We start from the raw sequence: 12,709 nt of genomic DNA, 5'->3' as shown, positions 1-12,709 counted from the left end.
GTACTAAAAAACAACTTATTTTTTTACTCTCTCCGAAGCTTTATAAACTTTTAGTTTCAATTCTTCTTTGTAAGCAATAATTTTATTTAAAACAAGCTCGTCTGAAGCACCAATAATTTGAGCAGCTAAAATACCTGCATTTTTTGCTCCGTCTAAAGCAACTGTTGCAACCGGTACACCACCTGGCATTTGTAAAATTGATAAAACAGAATCCCAACCATCTATAGAATTTCTGCTTTTTACAGGAACTCCAATTATAGGTAACGGACTCATAGAAGCTACCATTCCTGGTAAATGCGCTGCGCCACCTGCACCTGCAATAATTACTTTGATTCCTCTTTTATGAGCATTTTTAGAATAGTCTACCAATTTTTCTGGAGTTCTGTGAGCAGACACAATGTCTACTTCTATTTTAATATCAAAACTTTCTAAAATATCTATTGCTTCTTGCATTATTGGAAGATCAGAATCGCTTCCCATTATTATTCCTACCATATTTTTTCAATTATCAATTATCAGTTATCATTGATAACTGATAATTGTTTACTGTTAATTATTTTTACTAATTACTCTAATTGTCTCCTTAACTTCTTGTGCTACTTTTCTAGCAACTTCAATGTCTTTATTTACAATAGTAACATGTCCCATTTTTCTAAAAGGACGCGTTTCTTTCTTCCCATAAATATGAGGAGTAACTCCGTCAATTTTTAGAATTTCTTCGATGTTTTCATAAATTACATCACCAGAAAAACCCTCTTCACCTACTAAATTTACCATAATTCCGGCAACTTTACTATCTGTATTTCCTAACGGAAGGTTTAGAATAGAACGCAAATGTTGCTCAAACTGATTGGTATAACTCGCTTCAATAGAATAATGCCCAGAATTATGTGGTCTTGGGGCAACTTCGTTTACCAAAATTTTATCATCTACTGTTTGAAACATTTCTACAGCCAATAAACCAACAAAATCTAAATCGCTTACTACCTTTAAAGCCAAAGCTCTTGCTTTTTCTGCAATACTATCGTCTATTCTTGCCGGACAAATAACATACTCAACCTGGTTTGCTTCTGGATGAAATTCCATTTCTACAACTGGGTATGTTTTTACTTCTCCAGTAATATTTCTGGCTACAATCACTGCCAATTCATTTTTAAAAGGAATCAGTTTTTCTGTAATACACTCTACATTTGGCAAACTTTCTAAATCAGCTATATTTCTAACAATTTTAACACCAGTACCATCATATCCAAAACGAGCTGCTTTCCAAACAAAAGGATAGTCGATGATATTGTTTTCTACAGCGTGTTTTAATTCTTCTAAATAGGCATAATGAGAAAAAGCTGCAGTAGGAATTTGGTGATCTATATAAAAATTTTTCTGTCTTGCTTTACTTTGTATAATGCGTAAATCTTTTGGCTTTGGAAAAATAGTTAAACCTTCATCCTCTAATTGATCTAAAGCATCTAGGTTTACGTTTTCTATTTCTATAGTTAAAACATCTACGGTTTTACCAAAGTTGTAAACGGCATCAAAATCTAATAAATCTCCAACTACAAAAGTGTTGCAAATTTGGGCACAAGGTGCGTTTTTATTGCTTTCTAAAATAGAAGTATGAATGTCTAATTTTTGAGTTTCTGCTAAAAGCATTCTACCTAATTGTCCGCCACCAAGAACGCCTAATTTAAAATCTGAAGAATAATAGTTTTTCACGTTAAGAATTGTTGTGTTTAGGCAAAAATAAGCAACTTATCTAAAGTACCCTATTAATAATTACTGATTCGAATGGTAGTCCCACTTTTGGTAACCTTGTATTCTATTGCTGGACAAATAAAACCTTCCGTTTGTGGATTGCCTCCAATCCCTTTACCAACGCCATATTCACTACCGTCACATTCGCATTTTAAAATAAAAGTTCCGTTAAAAGTCATAGGTGTATCGCAGTCTCCAACAGGACACAATCTGTCATACGCTACAAATTCAGTTCCATTTACATTCATCAAAAGTATTCCTTTAGAGCCTCCACTCAATTCTACATAGCCTCCTGGAACATTTGCATTTAATGCTTCTGGATTTGTTAAATATGTAACACGATTTAGTGGCAAAGCTTGTATACATCCGTCTAAATTGTTATTATCAGTGCAATTTATAAACGCTAAAAAGCAGCAGAAAAACATTGTTTTTTTAATCATACAAAAGTTTCATTTTATTTAAAACGCTAGCAAGTTACAAATATTTTGTATATTTGTTATTCAATCTCATTCCTGTTAGGGCAATGAGATTTTTTAATATAAACCCGTGTTGGGTTTTTTTAGTGTAAAAGCAACTTTTTTTTAATAAATTTAGGTAGTTTATTAAATTTGAGTTCCAAATTAAAATAAAAAAAATGAGCGAAATATCATATTATTCAGCAGAAGGATTAAAGAAATTGAAAGATGAATTGTTGCAACTAGAACAAGTAGAAAGACCAAGAGTAACTACAGAAATTGCAGACGCACGAGATAAAGGAGATTTAAGTGAAAATGCAGAATATCATGCAGCAAAAGAAGAGCAATCTCACTTAGAATTTAAAATTGCCAAGTTAAAAAATGTTATTTCTAGTGCAAGAATTATAGATGAGTCTCAATTAGATACTTCTAAAGTATTGATTCATTCTATCGTAAAAATAAAAAACGTAGCTAATAAAATGGAGTTTTCTTACACGTTGGTTGCAGATTCAGAAACAGATGTTAGAAACGGTAAGTTGTCTGTAAACTCACCAATTGGTAAAGGTTTATTAGGTAAAGAAGTAGGCGATGTTGCAGAAATTCAAGTGCCAAACGGCATCATGAAATTCGAAATTGTAAATATTTCTAGATAATTTTTTTAGAAGCTATTTCCTGCTTTTCGCTATATCTTTTTGCTAAAAAACGCAAAAAGGATGTCGCTACAATCAGGGCTAGACTTGTTTGCAGGTTTTAGTACTTTTATAAAGACAAGCATAATTTTTTACGAGTTCACATTATATTCGGGTTTTGGCAATGCTAAAACCCGAATTCTTTTTTTACCTTTACTACTGTTTGTCAGATTGAGCGCAGTCGAGGTCTAATTTATAAATCAATTCCATAAAAAAATGAGCATTTTTACAAAAATCATAGAAGGAGAAATTCCTTGTTACAAAGTAGCAGAAGACGATAATTATATTGCTTTTTTAGATATTAACCCAAATGCAAAAGGGCATACGTTGGTAGTTCCTAAAAAAGAAGAAAACAAGTTGTTTGATTTGTCTAAAGAAGAATATTTAAGCCTTATGGATTTTTCTTACCGAGTTGCAGAAGCTTTAGAAAAAGCAGTTTCTTGTAAAAGAGTTTGTATGAGTGTTATTGGTTTAGAAGTACCTCATGTACACGTACATTTAGTGCCAACAAATGCAATGGCAGACATGCAATTTAATCAAAAAGTAAAATTAACAAATGAAGAGTTTGTTGCTTTGGCGGCAAGTATTTCATCAGAATTTTTATAACTTTTTTTTTTAGTCAGTTTGATGTTTATTTGGTTATGCTGTACGCAAAAAATTAAGGAAGTGTTCTAAAGAGTTTTTTTGTCAATCTGAATTTATTTCAGATTCTTATGATTTTTTAATTTCTATACTTTCTAAACAATTTCTTAATATTTAAAAAACACGTTTTCTGTTGTGAAAACGTGGTTTTAAATATTCAACTAAAAAGTATTTGTCGATTTTTATTTTCTTAAAGTAAAATTATTCTACTAGTATTTTTTTAGTAATTCTTCCGTTTTCTGTAGCAATATTTACAATATAAATAGCTTTAGTAAGGTTATTTACTTTTAATCTATTTTCTGTTGTAGTAGTTTCAATATCATTCCATTCAGCTACTTTTTGACCTAATAGATTAAATAAAGTTACCTTTTTTAATTCTAAATTACTGTTGTTGTTTATTACTATTTCTTTAGCGTTATTATCTAAATAAATAGAAACGTTGTTTTCTAAAATAGTATCTTCTATCCCTAAAACTACTTTTTTAGAAACTTCAGAAAAAGCAAGGACAAAGCGGTCTGTGTAGGTTCCTTTTGTAAGGGTTAAAATAATACTATCATTATTAAGTAAATAAGATGTATTTGTTAATTTATCAGTAATATAAACGTTTCTGTCAATCGCATTCCATTCATCTATACTTATTGTTACTTGTCCGTCATTAGATATTACCAACTCTAAAGGAATTTCTAATTCGTTAGAGATACTTTGTACACCGGTAATTACATATTTTTCATCAGTATTAGGAAATTTCCAATAGATATCTGTAGTTCCTACATCATAAATTTCAGTATCGTATCCTTTATCAAAGTCAAAAGAGTTATTGTTTTTAAATGAAATAGCTAATTGTCTATGTAAACTGACGTTATTGTCATCAGTATAACTCATTCCTAATTTAATAATTGGCAATGTATTTGTAAAGCTTGTTTTAGCTTTTGATTTTTTGTTTTCACTTTTAAAGAAATGAGAATTGTCTCCTTCTTGTATGTATTCTCTTTGGCTGTTGTTAAAAACAATAGGTCCAGAAAGTACATCGTCTCCTTCTATAAAAAACCCTTGTCCGATGGCTATAAAGGCCTTTGGTTCTGTATAAGAACCAGTACCTAAAGTTGGTGTACCGTTACTAGAATTGTTATTAATAGTTACGCCAGTTGCAGCAACTCCAACAGATAGGTTTCTAACTCCATATCCACCAATGTATCCTCCGTAATTATGTCCTTCAGATCCATTGCTAGACGCTTTTTCTCCTGCATGTTCCCAGAAATATAAACTTCCGTTAGTGGTATTTAAATTATCTTCGATAAACTTTTTAGCACTTATAGCAGATGCATACGGGTTTCCTAGTAAATAAGAATCTCCTGCACTAATGGTTGTGGTTAATGTTCCGTCTTTAGGAGTCCCAACAAAAGTATAATTTTGCACAGCACCAGGTCCTTTAAAGGTAAATCCATCGGTTTGTGAAATGGTACCACCTTTGTATTTATGAGTCCAACCAGATCTTCCGTTAGATCCTGTTGCATACGTGTATATCCAATAATCGGCTATAGAAATAGGTGCTGTAGTATTACCATCATAACCACCCACAAAGTTAATGTCTGTAATTGCAGAAGTTGCAGAGGTTGGTATTGTTCCGTCTTTTAATACGTCTTTAACAGTAAAGGTTGTGCTTCCAATAGTATTTACCGGAGAACTTAAGTAATTGTATCTGTATTTACTTGGTACTGTAGAGTTTTGGTCTACTAATAATTTACCATTACCAGTAACTTTAGAAGCTGTTTTATGCGTTTGAATTAACTGTGCCTTATTAGTATTGTCTGTACTAATTAAACGTATTTCATCGTTTGTATCTTTAATAATTATTTCATTGGTAACAACTAATAGGTTGTCTGTAATTGTAAAAATACTACTCTCTTTAACTTCTAATTTTCTAGCACTGAACTTCCCTGTATGATTATAATCTTCAGAAATCTTTACATTTCTAGATCTATCTGGGTATCCGTTTGTCCAAACACTACTGCCTAATACGGTAGTTCTGTCTGTGAATTTAAATCTATGTAAACCTGGTTTTATATTGGCTTCATCATTAGCAGTAGCTATTTCAGATAATAAAGGATCGTGTGTATGACGTTCTATAGCATTATCATTTGCTTCATCTGAATAAGTAATAATGTCATCGTTAATAAAAGCAACCCATTCTGTGGTGTCTGCAGTTTTATTTGGTACAGAAACTTCATCAATACGAACATAACTTGTATTGTTTTCTATAGCTGATATCACATCAATTCTTGATGCCCAAGCATTTGTATTAGATATTCTTGTTAAAGCTATAATATCATTTGCAGCATCAAAATTGGTAACATTTGTATTTACAATTTCTGATGTTGTAGAAAGCTTATTAGAAACAGTTCCTGCAGATATTAGTATAGATTCACCTGGGTTAATAACACTGGTGTTAGAGGTAAAAGCAGTAGGAGTGTTGCCTGTTTGATCTCCAGAAGTGTTTTTAAAGAGCGCAATAATAGCTGCATTTGGTGCAACGATGTTTGCAGCATGACTATTGGTAATTTCTATCCAACGTTCTGTGGCTGTTTGATATACTTGTGTAATCATAGCAACCCCACAGATATTTGTGTTTTTATCTAACGCATACGTATTGTAGGTTGATGTATAGTTTATAGAGGTTGTAATATTATCATTAGCTTCTAAGCTAGCTGCTAATCCATTATCTCCAACAGGGTTATTAGTAATGTTAATAATAGCATTATCTACTTTACTGATACCGCTAACATTGGTTACTTTGGCACCTTCTAATACTGCAGGTACACTTGCTTCTATAGTATCTGGGCAACCATCACCATCAGAATCTAAATCTAATTGATTTGGTATACCATCATTATCAGTGTCATTATTTCCTTCAGTTGTATCTAAAACGCCATCGTTATCATCATCAATATCATATTTATCTGCGATACCATCTCCATCATAATCTCTTAAGATGTTAAAAGAAACAGAAGGAGAATCACTGGTGATATTATTGTCTGTTTGATCTTGCGTATTTGTGGCTGTATTTGTTGTAGCGGCAATTGAGTTAGTTCCCGTCATTGGGTCTGCTTTTGCTACAATAGTAATTGTTTCAACTTGGCCACTTGTAAGATCTCCTACTGTCCAAATAGGGGTTGCCCAAGAACCAATACTAGGACTTGCACTAACAACTGTTAATCCATTAGGCATAACATCTGAAATGTTAATATTTGTAACTTCATTAACCCATTTACTTTCTACGGTAATTTTAAAAGTAATGTTGTCACCTTCCATAACTTCGGTTTTGTTAGCAGTTTTATTTACAATAATATCTGGAGGACAATAGTAAGCAGAAATTGGTTGAGAATCATATGTACAACCTCCTTTAGAAACACGTACGTAATAATCTCCAGATGTTGTTGGGGTGTATATAGGTCCGTTTTCACCAGGTACTAAAACACCATTGTCATACCATTGGTAAGATTCAAAATTTTTAGTTACTACTTCAATGGCACCACCTGGTAAACAACCTCCACCTGTTATAGCTAATTCTGTAACAGGTACAGTATCAAACCCCGAAAAATAACCAGCAATACCTCTAGCGCCGTTAAACCCTAAAAAACCTACAGCTATAGGACCTGTTGAGTTTACAGATACATCTCCTGTAAGTCCTGTAATATAAAAAGTTTTCCAGTCTGATGTGCCTGAAACAGCTTCTTCTGCAGGTAAGCTGGTTACACCACTGTCATCAGTAACAACAATATTAGAGTTAGCAGTTGTTGTTGATGCTATAATGTATAAACCACCTGAAGCCGTAATTCCAGAAATATCTTCTATATTAGAAATATAATCCATTGCGTCAGGCAATAGACAGTTTACGGGAGCAACAAAATTTAAACTTACCGTAATAATAGATGAACTACCTGAAAGCACTTGGTAAGCGTATACGTCTTTGGTTGAAGAAACAAACATATTTTTACCGCTTGTGGTACCAGAGTATTTAGAAGATGGTATTTCAGCATATTCTCCAATACCTATCGTAGCAAAAGGAGTCGTTTCATTATTTACATAAATTTCTGTGTTTGCTTGGGTTCCTATGATAATTACAAACTCATTAGTTGTACCACCGTTACCACGCACAAAAACATAGTCTTTTCCTAATTTGTCTTCTGGTACAGGTTGGTCTGCACCTGCATCTCTGCTTGCACTACTTGGGTTTACACCAAAATTTAACATTCCGTTACTAATGGCAATATCTTTGTCAGCATCAATAGAGGCACCAATCCATCCGTCTATATTTGCTGTAGTAGCATCTTTTGCAGCTTCAAGTACATAAGATTGTCCTTTGTTTAGTGTAATATTAATAGTATTATCAGTAATTCCGTCTACCGTATTTGTAGCTCTAAATTTACATGCTGTATTATAACCACTTATTTTAATTTTGGTATTGTCTTCTGTAGCCATAATACCTAATGTAGCACTCATTGTTTTATGATTTGCTTCAATAGGAGCGCCTCCCCATTTAAATTTCTGACCTAAAGCAGCTCTACCTTTAGAGGTAATTGAAGCTGCTTGTGAACCAGATCTACCTCTATAATTTACATAAAATTTTTCTCCGTTTTCAGATTCAAAACGCAAACCACTGTTAGATAATATAATACCTGTATTAGCATTGGTTACTAAAGTTATATTGTTATCTCCATTACCTGGGTTGTAGGTTTTTGGAGTTGCTTTTGATAGGGATAATGTAGTAAATGCTGCAGTGCTAGTACCTTTATACACTTTTACATTGAAACTTGAAGTTTCTGGAGTAGATAAATAGATGGTTTGTTCCTGAATGGCTTGATTATTAGTATCTTGTTTTAATGGCGGAAGGATATGTAAGTCACTTAATTGACTATAACCAACTTGTGTTATGGTTAATAAAATTATAAAGATGAATATTTTATGTAAATTATTTTTCATTAGATAGGTCTTTTTAAATTTTACGAAACACTTTTAAGGTGTTGTATTACAGTGTATTACTATACAAAGATAAAAAGTACTTTAGAAAAATAGAAAATTATTATTTGATTACTCTCGTTAAGCAAGGTGAACTGCAAGTTACTTTCTTTAAACGGTATTTTTACGGATTAAAAAAGCACTAATAGTAGCTGTGATTGGTGTTTTAATGCTATTATTTTCGTTATTTTATGAGGAAGGATGGTATGTAGTTTCTTTTTAGTTTAAAAAAAACTAAATTTTATTTAATAAAATTTCAAAAGTAGTTCCTTTTCCAATTTCAGATTTTTGAACAAATATTTTTCCTTTATGATAATCAGAAACAATACGTTTAGAAAGTGATAAACCTAAGCCCCAACCACGTTTTTTAGTAGTAAAACCAGGTTTAAAAATCTGTTTAAATAGTTTTTTAGACATTCCTTTTCCGGTGTCTGAAACCGTAATTTTTACTTTTTTGGGTGAGTTTTCTATATTAAGTTTCAATTCTCCTTTGCCTAACATGGCATCAATAGCGTTTTTGATAAGGTTTTCTATAACCCAACCAAATAACTCAGTATTTAAAAGGGTATAAATTTCGGTGTCTGAAGTTGTAAAAAAGAAAGAAATTTGCTTAGAACTTCTAGACTCTAAATAATCGAAAGCTTGTTTAGTAATGGCAACTACGTTTTCTTTTTCTAACTCTGGAGTAGAACCAATTTTAGAAAAACGATTTGCAATGGTATTTAATCTACTAACATCTTTTTGTATTTCTTCTACATATTTATCATCAACTTTTTCCATCTTTAAAATGGCAATCCAACCTAGAAGAGAAGATAATGGTGTGCCAATTTGATGTGCCGTTTCCTTTGCCATACCTGTCCAAAGTTTATTGGTTTCTGCAACTTTATTAGAGCTATAAAACATATAAATAACACTCAAAAATAGAAATAAAATTAAAATTAACGCAATAGGATAATAGGTTAATCTGTTTAGTAAATCTGAATTTCGATAATAAATAAACTGTTTGTTTTTTCCTTTGTAACTAACTTCTATAGGCTGGTTTTCTGCCTTCATTTCTGTCAGTTGTTTTTCTAAGTATTTAGGATTTAAGGCTTTTACAGAATCAAGATTCTGAAAATATTCTATTTCTCCTTTGTCGTTTACCAGAATCATGGGAATGTTATTGTTATTCTCAATTATTTTTAAAGGTAAATCTACGTTGGCATCTAAGTTGGTATCGCTCGCAATTTCTTTTTGTGCAGTTGCTAAGATTTCCATTTTAATACGTTCTTCATGTTTAAATTTCTGAAAGAAAGTATAGGTGTTCCATAAAATTAAAGAAACAATAATAAACGAAATAAGAATTGTAATTCGTTTAAATAAAAGGGTGTTAGAAAAAATTTTCATCAAAACAAATATAAGGTTTCATGTGTATAACTCATTTAAAGATGAGATAGTATCTTTACAAACCAAAAATATTTGAATACTATGTAATAGTATTAGGGGCTACTAAAAATATCTAATGCTTCAGTAAACTTTATAAAATTCAATTTGTTTAGACAGAAGTTATTGCGTGGAGATTTGAATTAGAAAATAGGATTATGAATAAAAATATTTTATTAAAACGGTTTTTAAATATATAAAACACTTAAAAACAGTTGATTGAAATAGTTTTGTTTCTGGTGTCTTTTAGTGCAGCGTTCTTAAGTCTTTTTATTGACACTAGTGATGTAATCCTATTAATAATAAATAATTTTGACGTGTTAGTTATTATATAGTATTTACTATTTGTAGTGGATGTTAATAACTTTAAAAAAGAACATCTTGAGTTTATTGGATTAAAACACGTAAAAAAACATACATTTGCACAAGAGTATTTAAAAAGAATGATGTAGAGAGTGCTTGGAAAGTACTTTTATTAAATTAGAAATTATGGAAGTTATTGGTAAAGTAAAATTAATTGGAGACGTTCAAACATTTGGAGCTAATGGGTTTCAAAAAAGAGAATTAGTAGTTACAACAGATGATCAATATCCGCAAATGATAATGATAGAGTTTGTGCAAGATAAATGTGATTTATTAAACAATTACAAAGTTGGGCAAGATGTAAAAGTAGCAATCAACTTAAGAGGTAGAGAGTGGATTAACCCACAAGGAGAAGCTAAATATTTTAACTCTATTCAAGGATGGAGAATAGAAAGTTTATCTCAAGGTGCAGCAGCTAGTGGTAGTTTACCTCCAGTAGATCAATTTGAGCCAGCATCTAAAGTTTCTGATGAAGAGCCAGACGATTTACCGTTTTAAAAAGAATTAAGATTTTTAGAATTAAGAATCAAGACAAATAAAAAGAGAGATTTCATTATTGAAATCTCTCTTTTGTATTTTATAAAGGTTTGTATGTATTCTTAGAGCAAAAACTGGTATAAGAATTTATTGTTTTCTACCTTTTTGTTTTTATAGTCTTGTTTTTTACATCTAAAAGCGAAGCAATCTAAACGTCTAAAAAAGAAAAATTATTTTTCTTTTTTCTTAGGCATCGGTCCTCGTAAATGAATAACCAGTCCGTTTAAGAAATTACGTAAAATTTGATCTTGGCATTCCATATATTTTGGATGTTCTTCACTTCTAAATAAAGCGCCTAATTCTGCCTTACTTACTTTAAAGTCTACCAAAGCACAAATCTCCACAATATCTGTATCGCGTAATTTATGTGCTACACGTAGTTTTTTTAAAATGTCATTATTTGATAATCCCATAATATTAATATAATTTTTTTAATCTAAATTTAATGTACGACCTGAAAAATTGCCCAAGCATATATTGCAAATCTAAGAAAACGAAATAACCCAAAAAGGGCTACATTTTTAAATGGATACTTAATCATTCCTGCGGCTAAACAAGCAATAGAAAAAGGTAAAGGTAATAAAGCCCCAACAAGAATTAAAATTCCACCCCATTTTCGAGTGTTTTTTAAGTTTTTAGCCATTTTTACCTCTAAATATTCTTTAACTGATGCTATTTTTAAAGCAGTTTTTCCGATAAAAAAAGAAATTAAACCACCACAATAAGATAAAGTAGCTAAAATTGCCAGATTTAAAATCGGTTCAGGTGTTTTTTTAGACCAAGCGATAAACATTTCTGGCGGAACTAAACCTAGTATAGTTTCAGAAACAAAGAAAAAGGATAAAACGGTAAGTCTAGAAACGTTCTCTGTAAAATGATGTAGTCCATCATTAATATTATAGACATATTTATTAAACAGAAGTAAGCTTGCAACAACAATAACAATTGGCCAAAAAGCTTTCTTTAAACTTTCCCATATAAACAAATAAAACCCTGTTCTATGAAAATAGAAGTGCATCAACTTAGCTCTATGCGTACTCGTTTTTTTCTTTGTTTTTTTTGCCATTTCTTAGATTTCTCTTTTTCTTTAAATAGTTTACAAAAATAAGGACTTAATTTTTATAAAATGAACAATAATTTAGATTCCTACTTTTTTATGAATTCCGTAAATTAGCAGCAAATAAATTACTATGATTTGGCTTACAGACAAAATTGAATTCCCTCCTTATGAGTTTACTACAGATGACGGAATTATTGCTTTAGGTGGAGATTTGTCTGATGAACGGTTAATTTGTGCCTATAAAAACGGTATTTTTCCTTGGTTTTCAGAAGGAGAACCTATTGTTTGGTATTGTCCGTTTAAAAGGATGGTGTTACTTCCAGGTGAAATAAAAGTCTCTAAATCGATGCGAAAAGTCATCAATAAAAATGAGTTTACCATCACAGAAAATAAAGCATTTGAAGAAGTAATTTACAACTGTAAAAATATTGAAAGGAGTGATGGTTTTGGTACTTGGATTACAGATGATATGGAGCAGGCCTACATTAATTTACATAAAAAAGGCATCGCAAAATCAATAGAAGTATGGAAAGACAATCAATTAGTTGGTGGTTTGTATGGTTTAGAAGTGAATACTATTTTTTGTGGAGAAAGTATGTTTAGTAAAGTTTCTAATGCTTCTAAACGAGCATTTATTCATTTAGTAAAAAAGAAAGAATACACATTAATAGATTGCCAAATGTATAATGATCATTTAGCGAGTTTAGGCGCAAAAGAAATTGAAAGAGATGTCTTTTTAAAAATATTAAAGTCTTAAGTCATTAATATTTTTT

At 31.2% G+C, this 12,709-nt stretch carries 11 protein-coding genes; 4 read left to right on the top strand and 7 right to left on the bottom strand.

Annotation, left to right across the window (positions count from 1 at the left end):
* Positions 1–15 precede the first annotated feature (15 nt).
* Genes purE through JOP69_RS10555 form a run of 3 tightly spaced genes read right to left on the bottom strand, consistent with a single transcriptional unit; the run spans position 16 to position 2,192 of the window.
* Positions 16–495, bottom strand: a complete 480-nt coding sequence (purE, locus tag JOP69_RS10565) for a 5-(carboxyamino)imidazole ribonucleotide mutase (protein ID WP_203392561.1) — start codon at positions 493–495, stop codon at positions 16–18.
* A gap of 54 nt (positions 496–549) precedes the next feature.
* Entirely contained in the window at positions 550–1,713 is a 1,164-nt protein-coding gene (locus JOP69_RS10560) for a 5-(carboxyamino)imidazole ribonucleotide synthase (RefSeq protein WP_203392560.1), read from the bottom strand.
* A gap of 53 nt (positions 1,714–1,766) precedes the next feature.
* Positions 1,767–2,192, bottom strand: coding sequence for a phosphoribosylaminoimidazole carboxylase (locus tag JOP69_RS10555; protein WP_203392559.1), 426 nt, complete (start codon positions 2,190–2,192; stop codon positions 1,767–1,769).
* 194 nt (positions 2,193–2,386) lie between these two features.
* Between JOP69_RS10555 and greA the strand changes: the two genes are divergently transcribed.
* Positions 2,387–2,860 (top strand): transcription elongation factor GreA, encoded by a 474-nt coding sequence (gene greA / locus JOP69_RS10550; RefSeq protein WP_203392558.1) that lies wholly within the window; start codon positions 2,387–2,389, stop codon positions 2,858–2,860.
* A 252-nt stretch (positions 2,861–3,112) separates the two neighbouring features.
* Positions 3,113–3,502, top strand: a complete 390-nt coding sequence (locus JOP69_RS10545) for an HIT family protein (protein WP_203392557.1) — start codon at positions 3,113–3,115, stop codon at positions 3,500–3,502.
* Positions 3,503–3,739: 237 nt separating this feature from the next.
* Here JOP69_RS10545 and JOP69_RS10540 read toward each other — a convergent pair whose 3' ends face one another.
* Positions 3,740–8,518, bottom strand: a complete 4,779-nt coding sequence (locus JOP69_RS10540) for a T9SS type A sorting domain-containing protein (RefSeq protein WP_203392556.1) — start codon at positions 8,516–8,518, stop codon at positions 3,740–3,742.
* 270 nt (positions 8,519–8,788) lie between these two features.
* Positions 8,789–9,940, bottom strand: coding sequence for a HAMP domain-containing sensor histidine kinase (locus JOP69_RS10535; RefSeq protein ID WP_203392555.1), 1,152 nt, complete (start codon positions 9,938–9,940; stop codon positions 8,789–8,791).
* Positions 9,941–10,465: 525 nt separating this feature from the next.
* Between JOP69_RS10535 and JOP69_RS10530 the strand changes: the two genes are divergently transcribed.
* Positions 10,466–10,837 (top strand): DUF3127 domain-containing protein, encoded by a 372-nt coding sequence (locus JOP69_RS10530; RefSeq protein WP_203392554.1) that lies wholly within the window; start codon positions 10,466–10,468, stop codon positions 10,835–10,837.
* A gap of 209 nt (positions 10,838–11,046) precedes the next feature.
* On the opposite strand, the gene JOP69_RS10525 is transcribed toward JOP69_RS10530, so the two are convergent.
* Together JOP69_RS10525 and JOP69_RS10520 are read right to left on the bottom strand one after the other, a co-directional pair.
* Positions 11,047–11,289 carry a DUF1456 family protein gene (locus JOP69_RS10525; protein WP_203392553.1) on the bottom strand — a complete coding sequence of 81 codons (243 nt, stop codon included), beginning with the start codon at positions 11,287–11,289 and terminating at the stop codon, positions 11,047–11,049.
* A gap of 29 nt (positions 11,290–11,318) precedes the next feature.
* Positions 11,319–11,942, bottom strand: a complete 624-nt coding sequence (locus JOP69_RS10520; RefSeq protein WP_203392552.1) for a YqaA family protein — start codon at positions 11,940–11,942, stop codon at positions 11,319–11,321.
* A gap of 124 nt (positions 11,943–12,066) precedes the next feature.
* Between JOP69_RS10520 and aat the strand changes: the two genes are divergently transcribed.
* On the top strand, positions 12,067–12,693 hold the full coding sequence (gene aat, locus JOP69_RS10515) for a leucyl/phenylalanyl-tRNA--protein transferase (RefSeq protein ID WP_203392551.1): 627 nt from the start codon (positions 12,067–12,069) through the stop codon (positions 12,691–12,693).
* Positions 12,694–12,709: the final 16 nt, after the last annotated feature.

The sequence above is a fragment of the Polaribacter sp. Q13 genome, assembly GCF_016858305.2.
GTDB lineage: Bacteria > Bacteroidota > Bacteroidia > Flavobacteriales > Flavobacteriaceae > Polaribacter.
This window is presented reverse-complemented; position numbering and strand designations above follow the sequence as displayed.

Excerpts from the sequence above, each read along its gene's own strand:
- purE (WP_203392561.1), bottom strand. The coding sequence starts at position 495 with ATGGTAGGAATAATAATGGGAAGCGATTCTGATCTTCCAATAATGCAA.
- JOP69_RS10555 (WP_203392559.1), bottom strand. The coding sequence starts at position 2,192 with ATGATTAAAAAAACAATGTTTTTCTGCTGCTTTTTAGCGTTTATAAAT.
- greA (WP_203392558.1), top strand. The coding sequence starts at position 2,387 with ATGAGCGAAATATCATATTATTCAGCAGAAGGATTAAAGAAATTGAAA.
- JOP69_RS10545 (WP_203392557.1), top strand. The coding sequence starts at position 3,113 with ATGAGCATTTTTACAAAAATCATAGAAGGAGAAATTCCTTGTTACAAA.
- JOP69_RS10540 (WP_203392556.1), bottom strand. The coding sequence starts at position 8,518 with ATGAAAAATAATTTACATAAAATATTCATCTTTATAATTTTATTAACC.
- JOP69_RS10535 (WP_203392555.1), bottom strand. The coding sequence starts at position 9,940 with ATGAAAATTTTTTCTAACACCCTTTTATTTAAACGAATTACAATTCTT.
- JOP69_RS10530 (WP_203392554.1), top strand. The coding sequence starts at position 10,466 with ATGGAAGTTATTGGTAAAGTAAAATTAATTGGAGACGTTCAAACATTT.
- JOP69_RS10525 (WP_203392553.1), bottom strand. The coding sequence starts at position 11,289 with ATGGGATTATCAAATAATGACATTTTAAAAAAACTACGTGTAGCACAT.
- JOP69_RS10520 (WP_203392552.1), bottom strand. The coding sequence starts at position 11,942 with ATGGCAAAAAAAACAAAGAAAAAAACGAGTACGCATAGAGCTAAGTTG.
- aat (WP_203392551.1), top strand. The coding sequence starts at position 12,067 with ATGATTTGGCTTACAGACAAAATTGAATTCCCTCCTTATGAGTTTACT.